This is a genomic window from Actinomyces sp. HPA0247, assembly GCA_000411415.1.
GTDB lineage: Bacteria > Actinomycetota > Actinomycetes > Actinomycetales > Actinomycetaceae > Pauljensenia.
Genome location: KE150451.1, coordinates 592,138 through 614,012 on the forward strand (window position 1 = coordinate 592,138; position 21,875 = coordinate 614,012).

17 protein-coding genes are annotated in these 21,875 nt (G+C 67.6%); 5 read left to right on the forward strand and 12 right to left on the reverse strand.

Annotation, left to right across the window (positions count from 1 at the left end; all coding sequences use genetic code 11):
* Positions 1–27: 27 nt before the first annotated feature.
* On the reverse strand, positions 28–678 hold the full coding sequence (locus tag HMPREF1478_RS07680) for a LuxR C-terminal-related transcriptional regulator (RefSeq protein ID WP_016461521.1): 651 nt from the start codon (positions 676–678) through the stop codon (positions 28–30).
* Entirely contained in the window at positions 675–1,865 is a 1,191-nt protein-coding gene (locus tag HMPREF1478_RS07685) for an ATP-binding protein (protein ID WP_034475390.1), read from the reverse strand. The genes HMPREF1478_RS07680 and HMPREF1478_RS07685 overlap by 4 nt, the downstream gene beginning before the upstream one ends.
* A 259-nt stretch (positions 1,866–2,124) precedes the next feature.
* On the opposite strand from HMPREF1478_RS07685, the gene HMPREF1478_RS07690 reads away from it, so the two are divergent.
* Together HMPREF1478_RS07690 and HMPREF1478_RS07695 are read left to right on the forward strand one after the other, a co-directional pair.
* Positions 2,125–3,795, forward strand: a complete 1,671-nt coding sequence (locus tag HMPREF1478_RS07690; RefSeq protein WP_232207454.1) for a PspC domain-containing protein — start codon at positions 2,125–2,127, stop codon at positions 3,793–3,795.
* Positions 3,796–3,810: 15 nt separating this feature from the next.
* Positions 3,811–4,539: a hypothetical protein gene (locus HMPREF1478_RS07695; RefSeq protein ID WP_016461524.1), complete on the forward strand. Its 729-nt coding sequence runs from the start codon at positions 3,811–3,813 to the stop codon at positions 4,537–4,539.
* A 90-nt stretch (positions 4,540–4,629) separates the two neighbouring features.
* On the opposite strand, the gene ptsP is transcribed toward HMPREF1478_RS07695, so the two are convergent.
* Both ptsP and HMPREF1478_RS07705 read right to left on the reverse strand, forming a co-directional pair.
* Positions 4,630–6,312, reverse strand: a complete 1,683-nt coding sequence (gene ptsP / locus HMPREF1478_RS07700) for a phosphoenolpyruvate--protein phosphotransferase (protein ID WP_016461525.1) — start codon at positions 6,310–6,312, stop codon at positions 4,630–4,632.
* Positions 6,313–6,316: 4 nt separating this feature from the next.
* On the reverse strand, positions 6,317–6,583 hold the full coding sequence (locus tag HMPREF1478_RS07705) for an HPr family phosphocarrier protein (RefSeq protein ID WP_016461526.1): 267 nt from the start codon (positions 6,581–6,583) through the stop codon (positions 6,317–6,319).
* Between the two features lie 286 nt (positions 6,584–6,869).
* Between HMPREF1478_RS07705 and HMPREF1478_RS07710 the strand changes: the two genes are divergently transcribed.
* Positions 6,870–7,895, forward strand: coding sequence for a LacI family DNA-binding transcriptional regulator (locus HMPREF1478_RS07710; RefSeq protein WP_016461527.1), 1,026 nt, complete (start codon positions 6,870–6,872; stop codon positions 7,893–7,895).
* A gap of 1,010 nt (positions 7,896–8,905) precedes the next feature.
* Here HMPREF1478_RS07710 and HMPREF1478_RS07715 read toward each other — a convergent pair.
* The 3 genes from HMPREF1478_RS07715 to metG all read right to left on the reverse strand — a co-directional run bounded on the left by HMPREF1478_RS07715 (position 8,906) and on the right by metG (position 14,604).
* On the reverse strand, positions 8,906–10,963 hold the full coding sequence (locus HMPREF1478_RS07715; protein ID WP_016461528.1) for a sucrose-specific PTS transporter subunit IIBC: 2,058 nt from the start codon (positions 10,961–10,963) through the stop codon (positions 8,906–8,908).
* Between the two features lie 210 nt (positions 10,964–11,173).
* A complete protein-coding gene (locus HMPREF1478_RS07720) occupies positions 11,174–12,640 on the reverse strand; it encodes a glycoside hydrolase family 32 protein (protein ID WP_016461529.1) in 1,467 nt (488 codons plus the stop codon).
* Between the two features lie 122 nt (positions 12,641–12,762).
* Positions 12,763–14,604: a methionine--tRNA ligase gene (metG, locus tag HMPREF1478_RS07725; RefSeq protein WP_016461530.1), complete on the reverse strand. Its 1,842-nt coding sequence runs from the start codon at positions 14,602–14,604 to the stop codon at positions 12,763–12,765.
* 131 nt (positions 14,605–14,735) lie between these two features.
* On the opposite strand from metG, the gene HMPREF1478_RS07730 reads away from it, so the two are divergent.
* A complete protein-coding gene (locus tag HMPREF1478_RS07730; protein ID WP_016461531.1) occupies positions 14,736–15,293 on the forward strand; it encodes an isochorismatase family protein in 558 nt (185 codons plus the stop codon).
* Between the two features lie 46 nt (positions 15,294–15,339).
* On the opposite strand, the gene rsmI is transcribed toward HMPREF1478_RS07730, so the two are convergent.
* Genes rsmI through HMPREF1478_RS07755 form a run of 5 tightly spaced genes read right to left on the reverse strand, consistent with a single transcriptional unit; the run spans position 15,340 to position 19,848 of the window.
* The gene (gene rsmI, locus HMPREF1478_RS07735; protein ID WP_016461532.1) at positions 15,340–16,245 is read right to left on the reverse strand and encodes a 16S rRNA (cytidine(1402)-2'-O)-methyltransferase; all 906 of its coding nucleotides are present in this window, start codon (positions 16,243–16,245) and stop codon (positions 15,340–15,342) included.
* A 12-nt stretch (positions 16,246–16,257) separates the two neighbouring features.
* Entirely contained in the window at positions 16,258–17,115 is an 858-nt protein-coding gene (locus tag HMPREF1478_RS07740; RefSeq protein ID WP_016461533.1) for a metal ABC transporter permease, read from the reverse strand.
* A complete protein-coding gene (locus HMPREF1478_RS07745) occupies positions 17,112–17,993 on the reverse strand; it encodes a metal ABC transporter permease (protein WP_016461534.1) in 882 nt (293 codons plus the stop codon). Before HMPREF1478_RS07745 ends, HMPREF1478_RS07740 begins: the two co-directional genes overlap by 4 nt.
* Positions 17,990–18,706, reverse strand: coding sequence for a metal ABC transporter ATP-binding protein (locus HMPREF1478_RS07750; RefSeq protein WP_016461535.1), 717 nt, complete (start codon positions 18,704–18,706; stop codon positions 17,990–17,992). The genes HMPREF1478_RS07745 and HMPREF1478_RS07750 overlap by 4 nt, the downstream gene beginning before the upstream one ends.
* Positions 18,706–19,848, reverse strand: a complete 1,143-nt coding sequence (locus tag HMPREF1478_RS07755) for a metal ABC transporter substrate-binding protein (protein ID WP_016461536.1) — start codon at positions 19,846–19,848, stop codon at positions 18,706–18,708. Before HMPREF1478_RS07755 ends, HMPREF1478_RS07750 begins: the two co-directional genes overlap by 1 nt.
* A gap of 151 nt (positions 19,849–19,999) precedes the next feature.
* On the opposite strand from HMPREF1478_RS07755, the gene HMPREF1478_RS07760 reads away from it, so the two are divergent.
* Positions 20,000–21,742, forward strand: coding sequence for a dolichyl-phosphate-mannose--protein mannosyltransferase (locus tag HMPREF1478_RS07760; protein ID WP_016461537.1), 1,743 nt, complete (start codon positions 20,000–20,002; stop codon positions 21,740–21,742).
* The last annotated feature ends 133 nt before the right edge of the window (positions 21,743–21,875 follow it).

The window sequence follows — 21,875 nt, forward strand, 5'->3', positions numbered from 1 at the left end:
GATGGCACGCACGAAAGGGGTCCGACCTCACACGATGTGTCGCTGCATCGCCCAACGCGTCAGCTCGTTGCGGTTGGAGAGCTGGAGCTTGCGCAGGACCGCGCTCACGTGGGTTTCGACGGTCTTGATGGAGATGAAGAGGTCGTGGGCGACTTCTTTGTAGGTGTAGCCGCGGGCGATGAGGCGCATGACTTCCTGTTCGCGCGCCGACAGCAGGTCCAGCTCACTGTCGGTCGTGGAAACCTCACCGGTCCCGAAGGCATCCAGGACGAAGCCGGCCAGGCGCGGGCTGAAGGCGGCGTCCCCGGCGGCGACTCGTCCGATGGCCTCGACGAGGTCGGGGGTGGAGATCGACTTGGTGACGTATCCGCGGGCGCCCGCCCGGATAACTTGGACGACGTCCTCGGCGGCGTCGGAGACGGATAGCGCGAGGAAGTGCAGGCCCTCAATGTCGCGGCAGGAGCTGGCCACTTCGGCCCCGCCTCCGCCGTTGCCACCGGGCAGGTGCACGTCGAGGAGGGCGACGTCCGGGGTGAGCGTGCGGCAGGCTGCGATGGCACCCTCGACGTCGGACGCGTCGCCGACGACTTCCAGGTCAGCCCCGGAATTTTCAAGCTCGGCGCGCACTCCTGCGCGCACCATGGGGTGGTCGTCGATAACGAGGATGCGGATGGTCACTGTGTCCTCCCGGTGGGCGCTGTTTCTTCCAGGATATCGGAGCGCGGCACGCTCAGAGCAATTTCGGTTCCGCGGGCGAGACGCCTGATCGTGGCGCTTCCCCCTGCTCGGCGCATACGCCCGACGATAGAGTCGCGCACGCCGTGGCGGTCGGCGGCGATGGTGGCGGGGTCGAATCCTTCGCCGTTGTCCTTGACGAAGGCCTCGATGGCTCGGGGGCGTACTTCGACGTAGACGGAGACGGGCGGGGCGCCGTGACGCACGGCGTTTTGGCAGGCCTCGGCCAGAGCCGCGACGAGGGCAAGCTCACCGGGACCCGGGCGCATGTCGCCGACGACGACGACACTGATCGGCACGCCGTAGCGACTCTCGACGCCAACGACGGCCTCGGTGACGGCTGCTTCGAGGGAATCGGCGGCCTGCGCGTGGCCCGTGTACAGCCAAGCACGCAGTTCGCGCTCCTCGGTGAGGGCGATGGCGCGCACGCGGGCCGGGTCCTCGGCGGAGGCGCGGATCAGGGTGAGGGCCTGGAGCACCGAGTCGTGCAGGTGAGCGGCGATGTCGGCGCGCTCGGCTTCACGCACGCGCTGCGCCTGAGCCTGCGAGAGATCCTTCGTGGTGCGCAGCCACATGGGGACGAGGGCGAAGAGCACGCCCGCCACCAGAGCAGCCCCGATGAGACCACCGCGCAGCAGGATGACGGGCGGATTATCGCGCGAAGCGACCATCACGACGCCGAGCGCCAGCAGCACGATGCCGCCGAAGACAGCCCCGACGAAGCGCACGGAACGCCAGGAGCCCACGTTGCGGCTCTGGCTCCACACGAGCGCAATGCCCGCGATGATCGAAACGATGGCCCCCATATCTCGCCAGTCCAGGGTGCCCGTCGCGTTCAAGACGGTACCCGCGATCGCGGCCACGATCAGGGCCACGCCGACGACAATCAAGCGGTTGCGCGACACCTGGGCGGCGCGTTCTTCACGCAGCCGGACGAGGCCGGGGCTGAGCGTGCCCTCCCCGCTTCGCTCCGGGGAATCCTCGGGGACCGTCACCCACAGCCACAGGTAGACGCCGATGCCCACGCCGAACGCGGCGAGGCAGATGAACAGGACGCGCACGACCGCGGCCGACAGCCGCAGGTGTACGGCCAGACCCGAGCACACGCCGCCCAGCCAAGGGGCCGGCATGTCCGGGCTCGAGGCGGTCGCGCGCACGAGCGGGGGCCTGCTGGGAGGCGCCGGAATCGGCGGAGTCCACCCCGGACGGGGGGAATTCACGGGTCTGCTCACGCTCCCATTGTGGCATGCCCCAGGGGCACTCCCCGGGATACCCCCAGCACAATCAGGGGTCATTCAGGGGGTCCCCTACTGTCGCGGCGTACCCATTCTTTGGTTGAGTAGTGGTATCGATCCACGCCGCGTGGATCCCATCGAGAGGAAGTGCATGATGAGTTGGTCGAACGGCACAACAGACCCGAGTGCTCAGTACCAGCAGCGCCCGCCCCGCAGCGGTATCTTCGAGTCCATCCGAGGCTCCGGGTGGTACCGCGCGAAGCCCCGTGTTCTCGGAGGCGTCTGCTCGGGTATCTCCGCCCATCAGGGGTGGGACCTGTCGCTCGTGCGCGTCCTCGTGGTGGTCACCGCGTTCTTCATGCCGGTCGTTGTCCTCGTCTACGGGCTCGCCTGGCTGCTCCTGCCCGAGGCTGAGGATGGTCGCATTCACGTCGAAGAGACCATCGAGGGGCGCTTCGACGTTGCCGTCCTCGGCGGCGCCCTGATGATTCTCGCCTCTGTCTCCTCGATCTTCTCCGATATCGGCATCTTCGGCATCATGGGACTCGGATGGTTCACGCTCCTCATCGGGTTTCTCTGCCTGACGGGCATTGCGGCCGTCATCGTGGTTCTGCTGCGCTCTAGCACACAGGGCGCGGGCCAGCAGCGGCCCTCGTACGGGGCCGCCCACTACGAGGCTCCACGAAACAACGCCCCGTCGGCTGCCCCCACCCCGAACGCGGCGGGCACCTCCGTCCCTTTTGCACCAGCTACCCCGGCCGCTGACGGCACGGGGGAGCCGGATCCGGGCATGAAGCCCGAGCAGGGTCCCGCAGGTTTCCCCGCGTACGGCGTTCCGAGCGATTTCCAGTCCTCCCCCGCCGGCGCCACCAGCCCGCAGGCCGGACCGCGTCCGGCCGCTGCTACCGCCTCCGTGCCCCACCCGGGCTGGACGCCTCCCGCGAGCGCGCCCACGCCTCGTCGATGGAACGTTCCGCCCACGCCGACGCATCGCCCCCGCACCGTTTCCGGTCGCGTGAACCTGGCGATCACGGGCCTGCTGACGCTCATCACAGCTGCTGTTTTCGCCGGACTGTACTGGGCGGATAAGGGCCTGTCGATCCCCTTCATTACCGGTGAGACCGAGGGGCAGACGATCGCCCGCATCATCACCATTGGTGGCGGCGTGTGCCTGCTTGTCGTCGGGCTCTCCCTGGCGATTGCGGCCCTGCGCGACCGCAGCGCGGGATGGCTCACCGCCCTGTCGGTCATCGGCATCATCATGGCGTTTCCCACCGCGGCCATCGGCACCCAGGCCGCCCGCCCGACCGATTTCCACATCAACGTTCGCCCAGGAATCGTCGGCACTCAGACGACGCTCGACTGGACGGTCGACAAGGTCAGCGGAGGCAACCCGACCAGCTCGACCACGCTCGACCTGACCGGCGCACCCGTGGGCACGACCAAGACGATCACGGTCGACTGGCAGGCCTGGAGCCGACTCACCATTCAGATGGCCGAGGGCCAGCCCGTGCAGATCATCTGTCAGTCCAGCATCGACGACCTGTCCACCAACATGGACGGCGACGGCTGGGCGTCCGCGCTGAACAACTGCGCGGGGGCGACCGCCACCTCCCCCTCCTGGGGAAAGCCCTCCCTCGGCGGCATCACGATCCTCATTACCGACGACGCGGACATCGACACGCTGACGATCGTGCAGTCCCCTGACGCCTCGGGCACCTGGGGTTCCACGCCGGCACCCGCTGCCACGCCCTCGGCAACCCCCTCGACGACTCCGAGCACCTCTCCATCCCCCACCCCTACCGGCTCCCAGTCGGGTAACTGAGGAAGGACCACGACCATGACCACCTCGAGCGACGACCTCACCACCGAGCTGCCCGAATTCGATGCAACGACGCCGCTGCCGACGATCCCCGCGCCGACTGTCGGCGTCGGCACGGACGCGACGACGGAGCTGCCGACCTCCTCGCCGGATCTGTCCTCGGATCCGCTGGCAGTCTTCCGCGAGTCACCGACTGCCCAGATGCCCACCGACCCCTTTCGCTCAGACGCTGGGACTGCGAGCCAGGCGGGCGCATCGGGCGCGCAGGGGCCGCATGCGCAGGCAGGCTCTTCTGCCGGCTCCGTAGGGGCGGGCGGGCGCACCGCCTTCGACCCGGCCTCCACAGGTGAGTCCATTCCCGCAGGGCACGAGGCCGGGGCACCCCATCGTCGTCAGGAGCCCCTGGGTGCTCCCGGTGCAGCGCTGGGCCCGACCCCGGGTGTCAACGCCACGTGGAGCGCGCCGAGAGGCCCCGTCGATGTGCGCACGCTGCCCGAAGCACCGAGCAGGGGCGTGCGGGTCGGTTCCTTCGTGTGGGCGCTCCTCGTGTGCATGGTGGGAATTTTCCTCATCGCCGAGGCCTACGTAACGAACTTCAACCTGCCGATCCTCGGGATCAGCTCGATCGCAGCGCTGGGCGTGATCTTGATTCTCACCGCGCTCTTCTCTGGACGTTCCAAGAAGAACCGGAAGGCGGATGCCCCGTCGGCGGCATCGAATCCGGCGGACGCGATCCACAGGGACTGACGCGGCGCCTGGCAACGCACGCGCAAACGGGGTGGGCCCGGGAACCGCTTGGTTCCCGGGCCCACCCCGTTATGTGTCAGAAGCGTCGAATCAGAGCAGATCCAGCATCGCCGGAGCCACCAGCTTCAGGACGTTCTCACGGCCTTCCTTCGCGTTGGGCGCATCCACCGCGTAGGCCGCCATCTGCTGACAGGTCGCCAGGTCGTGCATACGCAGGGCGGCGCGCACGGCGTTGACCTTCGAGGGCGCCATCGACAGGGAGGCAACACCCAGGCCCGTGAGGACCAAGGCGAGCAGCGGGTCACCGCCCGCCTCGCCACACACGCCAATCGGCTTGCCCGTCGCACGACCGCCGTTGCAGGCGTGGCGGATCATCTCGAGGACCGCGGGCTGCCACGGATCCAGGAGGGGCGCCAGGTTGCCGTCCAGACGGTCGGCGGCCATCGTGTACTGGGTCAGGTCGTTCGTGCCGATAGACGCGAAGTCCACGATCGACAGGAGCTGCTCGGCGCGCAGGGCAGCCGCAGGCACCTCGATCATGATGCCGACCTTGGGCAGGCCGTAGCCGCGCGCCTTGTCGGCGAACCACTTGGCTTCGTCAGCGGTCGAGACCATGGGGGCCATGACCCAGAGCTCCGCACCCGTCGCCTTGTGGGCGGCGGCCAGAGCCTGCAGCTGCGTATCAATGAGGTCCTCGCGCACCTGGCACAGGCGCAGGCCGCGCACACCCAGGGCGGGGTTCTCTTCGGCACCCAGATCAGCGAAGCTCAGCGGCTTGTCGGCGCCCGCATCGAGGGTACGAACGACCACGCGACGCGATCCGAAGGCCTGCAGGACCTTCGTGTAAGTGTCGGTCTGTTCCTCCAGCGTCGGGGCCTCCGAACGCTCCAGGAACAGGAACTCCGTGCGGAACAGGCCCGAGCCCTCAAGGTCGAACTTCGAGGCCTTCATCGCGTCGTCAACCGTGCCGATATTGGCCAGGAGCTTGACGGGGTAGCCGTCGTAGGTCGCGCCCTTGCCGGTCGAACCGGCCAGGGCGAGCGCGCGGCGACGCGAGCGTTCCTTGAGCAGGTCCACCTCGTCGTCGGTGGGGGCGATGATCACCTCGCCGACGCCACCGTCGAGGGCCAGCATCGTACCTTCGGCGACACCCATGATGCCCGCGGCCTTCACGATCGCGGGAATACCCAGCTGGGCGGCCAGGATCGCCGTGTGCGAGGTGGGGCCGCCGACCTCGGTGATGATGCCGAGAACGGTATCGGGGTCCAGGGTCGCGGTCTCGGCGGGGGCCAGATCGTGGGCCACGAGGACGACGGGGCCATCAAAGGCCGGGACGCCGGGCTCGGGCAGGCCGCGAAGCTCGCAGATCGCGCGATCGCGCACGTCGTAGAGATCGGTCGCGCGCTCGGCCATGTAGCCGCCCAGGCCGCGCAGCATCTGCGCATAGTCCTCGACAGCATCGTGGACGGCCTGAGTGATGCCCAGACCCTTCTTGAGCTTCTTGTCGACGGCCTTGGCCAGGCCGCGGTCACCCGCGAGCTGAGCGGTGGCCTTCAGGATCGCCTTCGTCTCCTCCGGCGCGTTCGCGGCGCGCTCTTTCAGGCGAGCGGAAACGGCAGCGAGCGCCTCGCGGACACGCGCGCCGTCGGCGGCAGCATCGACACTGCCCGGCTCCGTCGTGTCAACACCGGGGGCGGGCTGGACGATCGCGGCGGGGGCTGCTGCGGTACCGGCGGAGACGCCGATGCCGTGCAGGACGTCGTGCGTCGCCATCAGTTCACTCCTGGTCGAGGTCGCGCGAGAGCAGCTCAACGAGCGAGTCGAGCACCGCACCCGCGGAATCATCCTCGGTGGACAGCGTGACAACGTCGCCGTGCTTGGCGCCCAGGGTCATGATCTCGAGGAGCGACGCGGCGTCAGCTTCCTCTTCACCCAGGGAGATGGTCACGTCGACGCCGGAGTCATCAACGGCCTCGGCAAGAATGTTCGCGGGACGCGCGTGGAGGCCAACGGAGGAACCAATTGCAACGGTGCGGGAAATCATGGTTGTTCCTTTCAAGTGCGGGTATGTCCATCGTGAGACACAGGTGCCCGTACGGCCCATGGTAACGGGCTCAGATACCCGCGCAAAACCCGATATCACAGACCGTGACATGGGATACATCACCCTTATAAATGCTGGCAAACCATGGAACGGACCCCTCGCTCGCTCCCGCGTGACGACGCCCTTTCGTACCCCTGCGCCCCGGCCTCGCCGACGTGATGGACGGCTCCCTCCCACCCAACCAACTACAATGGAGAAGTACCGAGGGAAGGAAAGGAAACCCCGCATGAGTTCGCGCGAACCCACGCTGGCCGACGTCGCCGAGCTGGCCGGAGTGAGCCTGACGACCGTGTCGCGCGTCCTCAACAACCGCGGATACCTCTCGGAAAAGACGAAGCAGAACGTCGCCGACGCGATCAAGACGCTGGGATATCGCCCTAATTCCCTGGCGCGCGCCCTGCACGGAAAACGCACGCAGACGGTCGGCCTCATCGTTCCGGCCGTGTCTCTCCCCTTCTTCGGCGAGCTGGCCGTCGAGGTCGAAAACGCCCTCGCCGACGCCGGATACCGCATCCTTATCTGCAATTCCATGGGCAGGGCGGACCGCGAGCGCGAATACCTGTCGCTCCTCGTGGGCAACCGTGTGGATGGCATCATCTCGGGCGCCCACAACGAGGGCCTGGGCGAATACGACACAATCCGCATGCCGCTGGTGACGATCGACCGCGAGCTGAGCCCATCCATCCCGAACGTGCGCTGCGCGAACGAGGAGGCGGGCGCCATGGCGACGCGCGCTCTCATCGAGGGCGGATGCCGCTATCCGCTGCTGCTCACCTCGCGTTCGGGTCCGCGCAATCTGCGCGAGGCAGGCTACCGCACTGAGGTGACACGCGCCGGACTGACCCCGCGCGTGGTGACCGTGCCCTTCGATACGCCGACACCGCAACGTTTCGCGATGGTGCGCGACGCCCTGGATGAGGCCCGCGCCGCCGCTCCCATCGACGGCGTTTTCGCGACCGACGACCTGGCAGCGGCCGAGGTCCTCGAGTGGGCGCGCACGCGCGAGCTGGCTGTCCCCACGGATCTGTCGGTCATCGGCTTCGATGGCACGGAGACGATGCGCCGCGCTCTGCCTCACCTTGCAACAATTCGCCAACCCATCGCGGCGATCGCGCAGGAGGCGGTGACGATCCTCCTCGATCAGATCGAGGGCAAGGCGCCGCGTCCCTCATCCGACGAGACCGGGGCACCCCACGCCCAGACGGTCGAGTTCCCGGGGACGCTGATTCCGGGGCGCTCGATCAACGCCTGAGTGCGTCACGCGGCGCGAGGCTCCCACCAGTCACGATTGTCGCTGTTCCGCGTCATTTTCTTAGCCCCCGCGAGCGCCCACAGCTACGCACGCGGATAGGTTATCCGCATATGGATAGGTTATTGGCATACGGATAGGTTAATAAGCTATCCGCATCGTCATAACCTATCCGCGTGTGCACAACCTATCCGCATGTTCGGCCCTAATCTGCGAGCAGGCCCCCGTCCGCAGATTCAGCCCTATCCGCATGTTCGGCCGTAATCTGCGAGCAGACCCCCGTCCGCAGGTTCAGCCCTTTGCTGCGGGCAGATCGCCTAGCCGCGAGCGCACATCAACACACCCGGTACAAAACTCTCCCAACACGCCCCCGCCAGCAGCCCACCCGGTACAAAACTCTCCCAACACGCCCAAAAAGGCCCATTTCAGCCAGTTTTGCACGAGCAGGGAGAACTTTGTACCGCATCCACCCCCACGACCCCCAGCAGGGAGAACTTTGTACCGCGCCCAGTGCCAAACCCGGCACAAAACTCCCCCAACACGCCCCCGCCAGCAGCCCAACCGGTACAAAACTCTCCCAGCGCCCCCGTTCTACAGCGGTTCCGCGAAAAAGTTCGCCCAGCACACCCCACACCACAACAGAACCGCGAAAAAGTTCGCCCAGCACTCCTAAAAACGGCGTTTTTCGCCTCTTTCGCGCCTGCAGGGCGAATTTTTTCGCGCTCACACCCACACCAGGCCGAGCAGGGCGAACTTATTCGCGCAGAGGACTTGACCGGACGCTATGACGGGGCGACTTTGAAACCGCCAACACCTTTGTTCACCGTCGACAGGCCTCGCAGCAGCCACAGACTGTACAGTCGACACCCGCGCCCGAGAACACAAGCTCCCCACAACGAGTGCCACCACAACGAAACGCGCATACGACTCTGCCGGTTCAACAGACGGGTGGGCGGCACCAGCGCACTGCTGATGCCGCCCACCCGTTATGTCGAGAGTAACTCCCGGAAGGCTCAGGCCTCCTTGGGGGCCACGTCGAGCAGCGCGTCGCCGCGCTGGATCTGCCCGCTCGCGACCGGGGTGATCGCACCGAGCTTCTTCTTGTTCGTCACGACGACGGGCGTGATGGTCTCGTAGCCGGCCTCGCGGATCACGTCGAGGTCAACCTCGGCGAGGACGTCGCCACGGCGCACGATGTCGCCCTTGGCGACGCGGGGCGTGAAGCCCTTGCCGTCGAGCTTGACGGTGTCCATGCCAACGTGGATGAGGACCTGGACGCCGGACGCGGACTTGAGGCCGTAGGCGTGGCCGGTCGGGAACGCGACGGTCACGGTGCCATCGAAGGGCGCCACGACGAGGCCGTCGGCGGGCTCGATGCCAATGCCGGGGCCGAGCATGCCCTTGGCGAAGGACTCATCCTTGACCTGCTCGAGCGGAATCGCGGTGCCCGCAAGGGGCGAGGAGACCGAGAGGTCAGCCACTGCCTCGTCGCTAAAAGACGGGGCGGCAGCGGGAGCAACGGCTGCAGCGGGAGCAGCGGCGGCAGCCGGGGCTGCAGCGGGAGCCGGAGCTGCGGAAGAAGCAGCAGCCGCGGCCACGGGAGCGGCAGCCTTGGCGGCGGGCGCGCGGCCCTCCATGTCAGCCTTGCCTCGCGTCATGGCGTAGCCGAAGGTGAGGCCGAAGGAGATGACGAAGACGAGGACCTCGAGGGCCAGGTAGGCGGGGATCGACTTGGGGATGATCGACACGAAGCCGACGAAACCTGCGGCGCCGAGGGCCTGACCGCGCACGTTCAGCAGGGCGACGCCCGCCGAGCCGATGGCGGCGGACACCATCGCGCAGTAGAAGGGCCAGCGCAGACGCAGGTTGACGCCGAAGATCGCGGGCTCGGTGATACCGAAGACGGCGGACACGCCACCGGCGCCAGCCAGGCCCTTGAGCTTGGCGTCGCGGGTCTTGAAGAAGACGGCCAGGGCGGCTGCGCCCTGCGCGACGTTCGCCATGGAGGCGATCGGGAAGATGAAGTCGCCGACGCCACCATTGGAGGGCAGGAGCGGAATTTCGATGGCCGGGAACGACTGGTGCAGGCCGGTGACAACGATGGCGCTGTAGAAGAAACCGAAGATGAGCCCACCAAAGATGCCGAGGGTCGTGTACGCCCAGTTGATGCCGTAGGTCAGGTAGTTGGAGAGCTCGCGGGTCACGGGGCCGACGACGACGAAGGCCAGGAAGCCGGTGATCAGCAGGGTGATGAGCGGGGTCAGCAGGAAGTCCGCGGTGCCCTTGAGGACCTTGTGCAGACTCTTTTCGATGAGGCACATGATCCAGGTAACGACCAGGGTGGGGATGACCATCGCCTGGTAGCCGACCTTGCTGACCTCGAGGCCGAAGAGGTGCCACACGGAGGACTGGTCCGTGTAGGCCCAGAACTTGGCGGCGGCCGCGGCATCCGTCATGGAGTAGGCGGACAGCAGCGAGGGCGACACCATGGCAGCACCCATCGCGGCGCCCAGGTAGGTGTTGCCTCCAAAGCGCTTGGCAGCCGAGAAACCGACGAGTACGGGCAGGAACGCGAAGGCCGCGGATGACACGAGGTTGATGAGCGCGTCATAGTCGGTCATCGCCGGATACATCTGGATGACGGACCGCTCGCCGAAAAGCCCCTCGGCCGTGAGGACCGAGTGGAGGGCCATGAGGAGACCACCGGCGATCAGGGCCGGGAGGACTGGAACGAAGATGTCGGCGATCATCTTGATGAAGCGCGAGAAGATGTTGCCACCAGCCTCGGCTTCTTCCTTGGCTTCATCCTTGGAGACCTCGCGCACGCCGTGGTCGGAGACCATGTGAGCGTACACCTGGTCGACATCGCCGGGGCCGACGATGATCTGGAACATGCCGCCGGCGGCGAATGTGCCCTTCAGATCTTCATTGTCGTCAAGGGCCTGCTGATTGATCTTGGACTCGTCCGCGATCACCAGGCGGAGACGGGTTGCACAGTGTGCTGCTGCGCTGATGTTGGAGGCGCCGCCGACTGCTTCGACGACCTCTCCTGCCACCTTGGCGTGATCCATCGCTGATCACATTCCTTTCTGAAAACCCCACGCGCAACGCCATTGTTACGCCGCGCTGGGCGGTGTGTAGCAATCGATTGACATACTACGGGCGAACGAGCCGCGAACGCAAGGTACGAGAGGGATCGTCTCAGGTCAGAGCATGAGAGACCGCACACATACGACGAGGCCGGGGCCACCTGAGCAGCCACGGCCTCGTGCGCGGGTCGCTTAGTCGGCGCGCGCGGCGCTCACGTTCGTCACGGAAGCGGCGCCCGTGAGGGTCACGCCGGAGCCGTCGCCGTTCAGGAAGCTGCGGGTCGTGAAGACGCGCGAGCCGTCGCCCAGGTAGATCTCGGTGATGGAACGGTCGTGGAGGATCTCGACGCGGCTGGCCTCCCCCGCCTCCAGGGTGACGACGCGGCGGCCGCCATGGGGGTAGCGCGTGCCCGTCAGGTCGACGCTCAGGCGTCCGTCTTCCAAAGTGATCGACAGGCCGGAGCCGGAACCGATCTGCACGGACAAGGCCCCGTCGTAGGAGGCGTCGAAAGCGAGGCGCCACGAGCGCGACCCAGCGAGCTCCGCAATGCGTGCCCCGGCCTCGTCCCCGGGAACACCCTCGAGTGTGGCGGGCGCCAGGGGCAGGCCCGGCAGGTACGGGCGGGCGATGACGCTGCCCCCACGCAGGGTCAGGGCGCGCGGGGCGGTGAAGCAGTGCACCCAGCCGCCGGTCGCGATGGAGGGCTGGTCGTCCTCCCCGGCGTTACCCGCCCAACCGAAGAGGAGGGTCGCCGCGTCAGGCGAGGAGGAGGCGAAGCGGGCCATGATCTGGGGTGCGTAGAACTCGGTGCCGCGGTCGAGCTCCTCGAAGGAGCCGTCGGCCCCGCGCAGCTCGGTCCCCACGAGCTCGCCGACGATGGCGACGCACGGGAAGACGTTCTCGAAACCCTCGCGCTCGGGCGAGATGCCCTGCGGGCAGAAGATCAGGACGTCGCGCGCCTCACCCGATTCTTCGTCGACGAGGCGCACCAGGTTGGGGCACTCCCACATGTAGCCGAACGCGTCAAAGGTGCCGCCGGCGTCGGGGAAGGTCATCTCACCCTCGCACTCCCACGCGCGCAGGTCCGCGGAGCGGTAGAGCAGGGCCGCGCCCGTGAGGTTCTCGCGCTGGACGCCGAGCAGCATCCGGTAGGAGCCGTCCGCGTCGCGCCACACCTGCGGGTCACGGAAATGCGCCGTGTATCCCTCCGGCTGGCGGCCGATGATCGGGGGCACGTGCTTATCGAAGTGAACCATATCCGTCGTGGTGACGACGCACTGGGTGGCCTCGCGCTCCCCCGTCTCGGGATCCTTGTAATTGCCCGTGTACCACAGCTCAACGTGATCGCCGACCTCGATCGCCGTGCCCGAGTAGGCACCGTTGGCGTCCTGGTGGGTGTCAGGCAGGATCGCGGGGGCATGGTAGTCCCAGTGGGTCAGGTCCGAGGAGGTGGCGTGACCCCAGTAGACGAGCTTGCGCGGGTGCTCGGGCGTGTACTGGAAGAACGCGTGATACGTCCCGTCGATCTCAATGAGGCCGTTCGGGTCGTTCAGGCGGCCCACCGGGGGCGCGACGTGAAAGAGCGGGTAGTCGGGATCTTGCGGGGCGCGCGACGAGGCCTCGGCGGCGAGGGCGGACGCGAGAAAATCTTCGGCCATGACCTCACGGTAACACCCCGGGATAGACGAGCGCGCGGGCGGGACTCATCCGTCCCGCCCGCGCGCGCTCACACGTCCGTCACACTCTTCACGAGTGGCGTCCTGCCAAGGAAAACCTCAGATCAGGCGCCCGTCACATCGTCGGGGTGAGCGTCCGCGTAGCGGGCAAGCTCCTCCTCGACGATGGATTCGTCGAGCTTGACGAACACGGGCGTGGGCTTGGCGATCGGGGTGCCGGGCGTGATCGGGTGACGCTCCCAGGTGGGCACGTTCGTGTAGTCGCCCGTGATGATCGGGTAGCCGTCGCGGCCCTCGAAGTCGGCGGGCAGGACCTGCGGGTCGAGCTCGGCGACCTCTTCGATGCGAGGCATCGGCGCGATCTCGCCGGCACCACCCATGACGCGGTCGATGTCGTTGGCGGCGTGGGGCAGGAACGGGGAGAGCATGAGGTTGAGGTCCGTCACCGCCTGGGCGAGGGTCCACAGGACCGTCGCGAGGCGCTCGCGCTGCTCGGGGGCCTTGAGCTTGAAGGGCTCGGTGTCGGTCACGTACTTGTTGGCCTCGCCCACCAGGCGCATGGCCTCGGATAGCGCCGCCTTCTGGCGGTGGTGGCGGATCAGGTTGCCGACGGTGTCGAAACCGGCCTCGACGGCGTCCAGGAGCGCGCGGTCGATGTCCTCGAGCTCACCCGGGGCGGGGATCTCGCCGAACTTCTTGGCGATCATGGAGGCGGTGCGGTTGACCAGGTTGCCCCAGCCGGCGACAAGCTCGCCGTTGGTGCGGCGCACGAACTCGGCCCACGTGAAATCGGAGTCCGAGGTCTCGGGGCCCGCCGCGCTGATGAAGTAGCGCAGGGCGTCGGCCTGGTAGCGCGAGAGGAAGTCGCGCACGTAGATGACGATGCCGTGCGAGGAGGAGAACTTCTTGCCCTCCATGGTGAGGAACTCGGAGGAGACGACCTCGGTGGGCAGGTTGAGGACACCCAGGTCGCCGGGAGCGCCACCCTTCGAACCCTGGCCGTTGTAGCCGAGCAGCTCGGCGGGCCAGATCTGGGAGTGGAAGACGATGTTGTCCTTGCCCATGAAGTAGTAGGACAGGGCCTCGGGGTCGTTCCACCACTTGCGCCAGGCCTCGGGGTCGCCGGTGCGGCGCGCCCACTCGATGGAGGCACTCAGGTAGCCGATGACGGCGTCGAACCACACGTAGAGACGCTTGGTGGGCTGGTCCTCCCAGCCGGGGACCGGGATACCCCAGTCGATGTCGCGCGTCATCGCGCGGGGGCGGATGTCCTCGAGGAAGTTCTGGGAGAACTTGATGACGTTGGGACGCCAGGTGCCGGACTTCTCGCGCTCGTCGAGCCAGGCGGACAGGGCCTCGGCGAGGGCGGGCAGGTCGAGGAAGTAGTGGACGGACTCCACGAACTTGGGGGTCTCACCGTTGATGCGCGAGTGCGGGTTGATGAGCTCGGTCGGGTCCATCTGGTTGCCGCAGTTGTCGCACTGATCGCCACGCGCGCCCTCGGCGCCACAGATCGGACAGGTGCCCTCAATGTAGCGGTCGGGCAGGGTGCGGCCGGTGGACGGAGAGATGGCGGCACGCGTGACCTGCTCGATCATGTAGCCGTTGTCGCGCACGGTGGCGAACATGTCCTGGACGACGCGGTAGTGGTTACCGGCGGTCGTGCGGGTGAAGAGGTCGTAGGACAGGCCGAGCGCCACGAGGTCCTCGACGATGAGGCGGTTGTTGCGGTCGGCGAGTTCGCGGGCGCTCATGCCAGCGCCGTCGGCGGCCACCAGGATGGGGGTTCCGTGTTCATCGGTGCCGGAGACCATGAGGACGTCGTGGCCGGCCATTCGCATGTACCGGGAGAAAACGTCGGAGGGGACACCGAATCCCGCAACGTGGCCAATATGACGGGGGCCGTTGGCGTAGGGCCATGCGACGGCGGACAGAATACGACTCATAGCCCCTAACAATACTGCGTAGCGCTCACGAACGGGGAACCGGCCACATCGCGAGGAATTGAAACAGCCTTTGGGCGACTGTGACCGGGGTGATATTCTTGAGGAAATCACTGAATTTTCTGGGAGGTCTCATGCCCCGCGCTCTCATCATTGTCGACGTTCAGCCCACGTTCTGCGAAGGCGGTGCCCTCCCGGTGACGGGCGGTAACGCTATCGCCGAGGCCGTGGCCGCCTACGTGGACGCGCACCGCGACGAGTATCAGCTGATCGTGACCACGCAGGATTGGCACATCGATCCGGGCGAGCACTTCTCGGAGAACCCGGATTTCGTAGACACGTGGCCCCCGCACGGCGTGGCCGGCACGGACGAGGCCGAGCTGCACCCGGCGCTCGCGAACGTGAACGCGGATGTGACGGTCAAGAAGGGCCAGTACAAGGCTGCTTACTCGGGCTTCGAGGGAACGACCGAGGATGGGAAGACGCTGGAGGAGGCGCTGCGCGACGCCGGCATTACGGATGTGGACGTCGTGGGCCTGGCGGAGTCGCACTGCGTCGCGTGCACGGCCGTGGACGCTGTCCACGCCGGATTCCCGACGCGTGTCCTGCGCGAGCTGACCGCCCCCGTGACCGAGGAGCTGGGCGCGTCGGCCCGTCAGTGGATGACGTCGGAGGGCGTCTTGCTCGTCTGAGCAAATTCCCTGACGGTGCCCGGGCCTCGTTGCCGCCCGGGCCTCGTCACTTCGCGGCAAGCGCCGCCTTGTAGAGGTCGTTCTTGCGCGCGCCCGTCGCCGCGGCTACCTCGGCCGCGGCGTCTTTGAGGCGCATCCCTTCCGCCGCGAGCGCGAGGACCGCTCCGACGTGGTCTTCGGCGCGCGCGCTGCGCTCGTATCCGGCGACGACAATCGTCACTTCGCCGAGGACGTCGTCGGCGCCGGCCGCGAGCTCGCCGAGCGTGCCGCGGCGCACCTCCTCATAGTCTTTCGTGAGCTCGCGGCACAGCGCGGCGGCGCGGTCGGCGCCCAGCACCTCGGCCATGCGCGTGAGCGTGGCGGCCGCGCGACGGGGTGACTCGAAGAAGATGAGCGTGTGCGGGTCGGTGGCCAGGTCCTGCAGGTAGCGCGTGGCCTCCCCGTCCTTGCGCGGCAGGAATCCCTCGAAGGCGAAGCGGTCGGAGGGCAGGCCGGACAGCGCGAGGGCGACGAGCGGCGCGGAGGGGCCGGGCAGGACGGACAGGGGAACGCCCGCTTCGATGGCGGCGCGAGCCAGTCGGAATCCCGGGTCGGAGACCGTGGGCATGCCCGCGTCGGAGACGAAGACGACGCGCGCCCCACCCTTGGCGGCCTCGACGATACCCGAGGCCTTGTCGGCCTCGTTATGGTCGTGCAGGGCGATCAGTCGGCCGCCCAGCTTGATGCCCAGGCGTGAGGCCAGGGCGAGCGCGCGGCGCGTGTCTTCGGCGGCGACGATGTCCGCCCCTTCGAGAGCGGCGACGACGCGCGGGGACGCGTCACGCACGTCACCGATGGGGGTCGCGGCCAGCAGGATGGTCCCCGCCTCCTGGCGGTAGGCCTCCTGCGTGCGAGCATCCTTGGACGTCGAGGCAACCTCGGGGGCGTTGGTCGTGTCGGTCGCTGCTTCCATGCCCGTATCGTCTCACTGGTTTCCTGCGCGTGCACGGCGCGTCCGCGTCGTACCCGCCCGCCATTGGGGGACGCGCGAGGCGAGGACGCACGCGGCGCACAGGAGCGCGATGGTTCCGCCTGCGCTGAGGCGCGCGGGGACGGCAATGGCGAGGCCGGAGATCCCCAGGAGCGCGCCGAGCAGCGGGCAGCCGATGAGGAAGGCACGAGAGCTGCGCACGAGGGGCGCGAGCGCCGCGGCTGGCGCGGCAATGAGCGCGATCGACAGGATCGTACCGACCGCCGGGATCGCCACGGTGACCGACGCGAGGATGAGTCCGAGGATGACGAGTTCGTGGCGAGAGGCCCGCGCGGCTGCGGCTGGGCTAGAGGGGTCGAAGCAGTGGGCAATCAGCTGGCGCCCGCCCAGCATCACGACAAGAAGGGCGACCGCGAAGACGGCACCGGCCCAGGCGACGTCAGCTGGCGAGACCGTCATGACGGAGCCGGTCAGGAAAGAATTGACCGCGAGGGGCAGGGGCTTGAACCAGGTCGCTAGGAAGTAACCGGAAGCAAAACCCGCGGTCAGCACGATGCCGGCCGCTCCTTGGCTGGAGATGCCGGGGATCGTGGCGAGCCAGCGCATGAGGGCGACGAGCGGGATCGTCCCAAGGAACGCTCCAACGTAGAGCGCCGCCGACATGCCGGAGTGCCCGAATCCGAGGGCGGCTGCGATGACCACGCCGAGGACCGCGCCGGGGAAGGTCCCGTGCGTAACGGATTCGGCGAAGAAGATGCGCCGGTCCAGGTAGGCGAAGGCGCCGACGAGGCCGCCCAGGGCCCCGATGATCGTCACGTGCAGCGCGGGGTACAGGAGGAGGCTGGCGATCACGACTGATCCCCTCCCCGGGCACTCACGGTCGTTTCACGCGACGTTTCACGCGCGGCTCCGACCGCTTGGGCACGCCGGCCGCGGATCCCGCGGATGGCGCAGGCGGCAGCGAAGCAGACAAGGACCCCCATGGCGACGCACGCCTGCGGGGAGAGCGGGCGCGGCGCACGCAGGAGGGAGATGCCAAATCCGGCCCATCCCCCGACGAGCGCGCAGGCGCCGGCCAGGAGCGCCATCGAGCGTGGGCCCGACGCGAGCAGGCGACCGAAGGCTCCGGGCACGACAAGATATCCGACGACGAGGAGGACCCCGACGGCCGTCGACGCGGCGACGACGATCGCGCCGAGCGCCGCGTTAAAAGCGATGTCAATCCAGGTGACCGGGATGCCGCTAACGTGCGCGGCCTCGCGGTCGAAGGCCACCGCGACCTGTGCACGCCAGGTGAGGGCAAGCAGGGCGGTCGCAACCACGAGGACCAGAGCACTCACCGACAATCGAGAGGGCGTGATATCCAGGAGACGGCCGAACATGAGGGATTCGAGCTGCCCGGACATGTCCCCGATGCGTAGGGAGATGACGATGCCCAGGGAGAAGAAGGCGGTGAGCAGGACCGCGGTCGTCGCCTCGGAGTGGCGCTGTTTGCGCGAGGCCGCCGTCAGCGCCGCCGCGATGAGGGCCGCGCACACGGCACCGCCCGGGATGATCGCGTCGCGCCCGCCAAGGGCCATGCCGACGACAATGCCGGGAAAGACACCGTGGACCATCGTTTCAGCGCTGAACTCGGCGCGGCGCAGGTTGACCAGCGTCGAGGCCGGTCCCACCGCGAGCGCGAGCAGGCCAAGGACAACGAGAGGGCGCGCCAGGTAGGGGGCGATCATGACAGGGACGCAATCGCCTCGTCGGCGCTCGATCCGTAGGCGCGCGCCAAGACCTCGGGGGCGAGGGCTTCGTCGGTGGACCCCAGGGCGACGAGGCGGGAGGCGAGCACGCACGCCTGGGAGCACACGTCGCGCGCGAGGGACAGGTCGTGCGTGGACACGATGACGCCGACGCCGTCGGCTGTCAGGTCCGCGATGAGACCCGTGATGATGTCGCGGCTGGGCGCGTCGAGGCCGTTGAAGGGTTCGTCCATCATGACCAGCTCGGGGCGCGCAACGAGGGCGCGTGCGACGAGGACACGCTGGCGCTGGCCCCCACTGAGCGTCCCGAAGCGGTGGGTCGCCCGGTCGCTGAGGTTCACCCGCTCGAGGGCAGCGCTCACCCGCGCGCGCATGTCCGAGGTGATGCGCCTGCCCCAGCCGGCCTCGGCGATGAGTCCCATCGTGACGACCTCGGCGGCGCTCACTGGGAAGGTAAGGTCCAGGTCGGCGCTCTGCGGCACGAGGCCGATGCGCGTTGCATCGACCTCAACGCTGCCGGACAGAACCGAGCAGCCGCCGACGATACCTCGCATGAGGGTCGTCTTGCCCCCTCCGTTGGGGCCGACAAGGGCGAGGGCCTGGCCCCCGAACACGTCGAGGGTCAGGCCGGTCAGCGCCGGGGTATTCCCATACCCCAGCGCCGCGTCGTGAAAGGAGACGAGCCGTGCCATCACTGGTCCTTCAGCCGTTCGGGCAGCTGCGGGACGGTGCCGCCCCACGCCTGCGTCACGGCGCGCACGTTGTGGATGATCGAGCCGACGTAGGTGGCTCCCTCGGAGCCATCCGGTCCCAGCGAGTCGCCGTACATGGCGTCCTCGCCCACGATGGGGGTCACGCCGGCCGCGCGAGCAATCGCCTCGATGGACTTGGAGTTGTTGGAGTTTTCGGCGAAGAGCGCGACCGCTCCGGACTCCTTGACGGCCGCGACGGCCTTGGCGATGTGGTCGGCGGTGGCGTCCTGCTGCTCGTTGAAGTCGGACAGGGCGGCGCCAATGAAGCGGATCCCGTAGTCCCTCGAGAAGTAGCCGAACGCGTCGTGGGAGGTGAAGAGGACGCGCTGTCCCTCCGGCACAGTCTCGATGGCCTCGGCGGTCCATTTATCGAGCGCGTCAATCTCCTCCAGGTACGAGGCCGTGGCTGCGTTGATTGACGAGGCGGCGTCGGGTGCCGCGGCCGCGAGGCCCGCGCCGAGGTTAGCGACCTGGACGCGAGCGCCCTTCGGCGAAGTCCACACGTGCGGGTCGAAGCGGAACTCGGGTTCCTCGCCCGCTTCCTCCGGCGGGAACGGCCACGGGGCGACGTCCACGCGTTCGCTTCCGCGATCAATCGTGTAGGGGCCCTCGGGGTCGGGAGTACCCGGGTTGTCGACGTCGGCGGCAGTCAGGACTCCAGAGGTGACGACCATGCGCCCCTTGAAGCCGGAGGAGGCGACCGCGTCGTCGAGGAAGTGCTCGAGGTCGACGCCGGAGACCGCCATGACGTCGGCCTGCGCGAGCGCTGAGGTCTGCGCGGGGGTCATCTCGTGCTCGTGCGCGGATGCGTTGGGGGCGAGCAGGCAGGTCAGGCTCATGGTGAGAGCGGCGCCGTCGTTCTGCGCGCCGACGTGGCTATTCTTTCCGGCAGCGTCGGTCTTGTCGAGGGAAATGTCGGCAGAATGAGCAGCGATCTGCGTGACGTAGTCGCAGATCTGCGTGGTCGTGGCAACGACCGCGAGGCCGTGGGCCGAGGAGGAGGGCGTGCACGCAGCCAGCGAGGCGGTCGCCATTGCCAGCCCGGCGGCAGCGGCCAAGCTGCGCGTTGTTGAGGAAAACATCATTGCTCCTACGCAATTTTCGGGTACACGAAATTATAGCCACAAGCGAGAACAATTCTCAAGAGTCTTGCGCCGCACATCCTCCCCGGGCGCGCGAGCGAATGTGCACCGCGGTTCTTGTGCCTCGACGAGGCCGCTAGACTCGGATGCGATGGATACAGCGAACACACACAACGACACGATCGACGAGGCTACGCAGCCCCTCGAGCAGGAGACGACGGCCGACACCTCTGTCGAGAAACAGCACCCCGAGGCCCCTGACGCCGACTCGACGACCCCACCTGCCTCCGAGCTCCCCCTTCCCCCGCGCCATCCGCGATGGGCGGATCGCCTGACCACTCCGGCGGCCGGATGGGTCGCCACCGCGATCGCGACGATCCTCGCGGCCGTCATCAGGCTCCCCGGCCTCGATAACGTCCGCACGCTGATCTTCGACGAGACCTATTACGTGAAGGACGCGTGGTCACTCCTCACGCTGGGGTACGAGGGAACATGGGCCAAGGACGTCGACGCAGCATTCGCCGCCGGCGACGTCTCCGGCCTGTCCACGGTGGGCGGATACCCGGTGCACCCGCCCACCGGCAAGTGGCTGATCGCGCTGGGTATGAAGATTTTCGGTCAGGCAGACCCCGTCGGCTGGCGCATCGCCGCCGCCATCTGCGGCATCATCACCGTCTTCCTTCTGTGCCGACTCGCCCAGAATCTCTTCCGCACGCCAGCACTGACGCTCCTGGCTGGCCTCTTCCTGGCGACCGACGGCATGGCGATCGTCATGAGCCGCACATCCATCCTCGACGGCTTCCTCACGATGTTCGCCCTGGCCGCATTCCTGTGCGTCGTCAAGGACCAGGAAACATCCCGACCGCGCCTGCTGGCTAAGCTACGCGAATGGGACGGCCTGGGCGCGCCGAGGCAGGGGTGGTCCGACCTGCGCACCTACCTCACCCGCCAGGACCGACGCCCCTTCGCGATCGGCCCGAATGCGGGCAACCGTCCTTGGCTGCTCGCAGCGGGAGTCCTGGCAGGGCTCTCCTGCTCCGTCAAGTGGTCGGGCATCTACGCTCTCGCTTTCCTCGGCCTGTTTGTGGCCCTCCGCGAAGTCACATGCCGCTGGCGCGCCGGTCACCCCTCCCCCATCCGCGGCGCCCTCCTCGCCGACATCTGGTGGGCATTCATCCTCATGGTTCCCACCGCGATCCTGACATACATCGCCTCGTGGTTCGGGTGGTTTGCTCACCCCGCCGCGCACGGACACGGTCGATCAGGAATCCCGGGCTTCGCGGGTTCACTCGCAGACCTATGGCTCTACCACAAGGAAATGTGGACATTCCACAACGGGCTCAGCACGCCGCACACCTACCAGTCCAGCCCCTACACGTGGCTCGCACAGTACCGTGCAACATCCTTCCACTGGGCAAACGGACCCGAGGTCACAGGATGCACATCCGGGACGTGCGCGACCGACATTGTCGCCCTCGGCAATCCACTCCTGTGGTGGATCGGGATTGGCGCACTCATCGTCGTCCTCTGGGCAACGGTGCGGTACCGCAACTGGCGCACCGGCGTCATCACGCTTGGCTACATCGCCCTATACGTTCCCTGGCTCGCCTACGCACACCGCACGATCTTCACGTTCTACACCGTCGCCTTCGCACCTTTCGTGGCACTCGCCGTCGCCTGGCTCATCGCCGTACTGGCGGGGTGGGTCACCGCCGACGACCAGCCCCTCACCGCCCCACTCCCCCGCCGCACCGAGCTAACGGGCTGGGTACTGGCAGCGGTCCTGACGATCATGATCCTCGCGTGCGCGGCATACTTTATGCCGCTATGGCGGGCGGACGTCGTGGACTACAGCTTCTGGCGCGCACACATGTGGCTCCCCTCGTGGATCTAATGACGCGCCAGTGACGCCCTTAAGAAAGGGTGGGGCCCGGCAGTTACCTGCCGGGCCCCACCCTTTCATCCTGAACCCCGCCCCATCACGGTTGCACGTTCAACCACTCATGCCAAAGCACGACGCCAACAAG

Bases quoted from the DNA above. Each gene is read 5' to 3' on its own strand.
- HMPREF1478_RS07685 (WP_034475390.1), bottom strand. From the start codon at position 1,865: ATGCCGGCCCCTTGGCTGGGCGGCGTGTGCTCGGGTCTGGCCGTACAC.
- HMPREF1478_RS07690 (WP_232207454.1), top strand. From the start codon at position 2,125: ATGAGTTGGTCGAACGGCACAACAGACCCGAGTGCTCAGTACCAGCAG.
- HMPREF1478_RS07695 (WP_016461524.1), top strand. From the start codon at position 3,811: ATGACCACCTCGAGCGACGACCTCACCACCGAGCTGCCCGAATTCGAT.
- ptsP (WP_016461525.1), bottom strand. From the start codon at position 6,312: ATGGCGACGCACGACGTCCTGCACGGCATCGGCGTCTCCGCCGGTACC.
- HMPREF1478_RS07705 (WP_016461526.1), bottom strand. From the start codon at position 6,583: ATGATTTCCCGCACCGTTGCAATTGGTTCCTCCGTTGGCCTCCACGCG.
- HMPREF1478_RS07710 (WP_016461527.1), top strand. From the start codon at position 6,870: ATGAGTTCGCGCGAACCCACGCTGGCCGACGTCGCCGAGCTGGCCGGA.
- HMPREF1478_RS07715 (WP_016461528.1), bottom strand. From the start codon at position 10,963: ATGGATCACGCCAAGGTGGCAGGAGAGGTCGTCGAAGCAGTCGGCGGC.
- HMPREF1478_RS07720 (WP_016461529.1), bottom strand. From the start codon at position 12,640: ATGGCCGAAGATTTTCTCGCGTCCGCCCTCGCCGCCGAGGCCTCGTCG.
- metG (WP_016461530.1), bottom strand. From the start codon at position 14,604: ATGAGTCGTATTCTGTCCGCCGTCGCATGGCCCTACGCCAACGGCCCC.
- HMPREF1478_RS07730 (WP_016461531.1), top strand. From the start codon at position 14,736: ATGCCCCGCGCTCTCATCATTGTCGACGTTCAGCCCACGTTCTGCGAA.
- rsmI (WP_016461532.1), bottom strand. From the start codon at position 16,245: ATGGAAGCAGCGACCGACACGACCAACGCCCCCGAGGTTGCCTCGACG.
- HMPREF1478_RS07745 (WP_016461534.1), bottom strand. From the start codon at position 17,993: ATGATCGCCCCCTACCTGGCGCGCCCTCTCGTTGTCCTTGGCCTGCTC.
- HMPREF1478_RS07750 (WP_016461535.1), bottom strand. From the start codon at position 18,706: ATGGCACGGCTCGTCTCCTTTCACGACGCGGCGCTGGGGTATGGGAAT.
- HMPREF1478_RS07755 (WP_016461536.1), bottom strand. From the start codon at position 19,848: ATGTTTTCCTCAACAACGCGCAGCTTGGCCGCTGCCGCCGGGCTGGCA.
- HMPREF1478_RS07760 (WP_016461537.1), top strand. From the start codon at position 20,000: ATGGATACAGCGAACACACACAACGACACGATCGACGAGGCTACGCAG.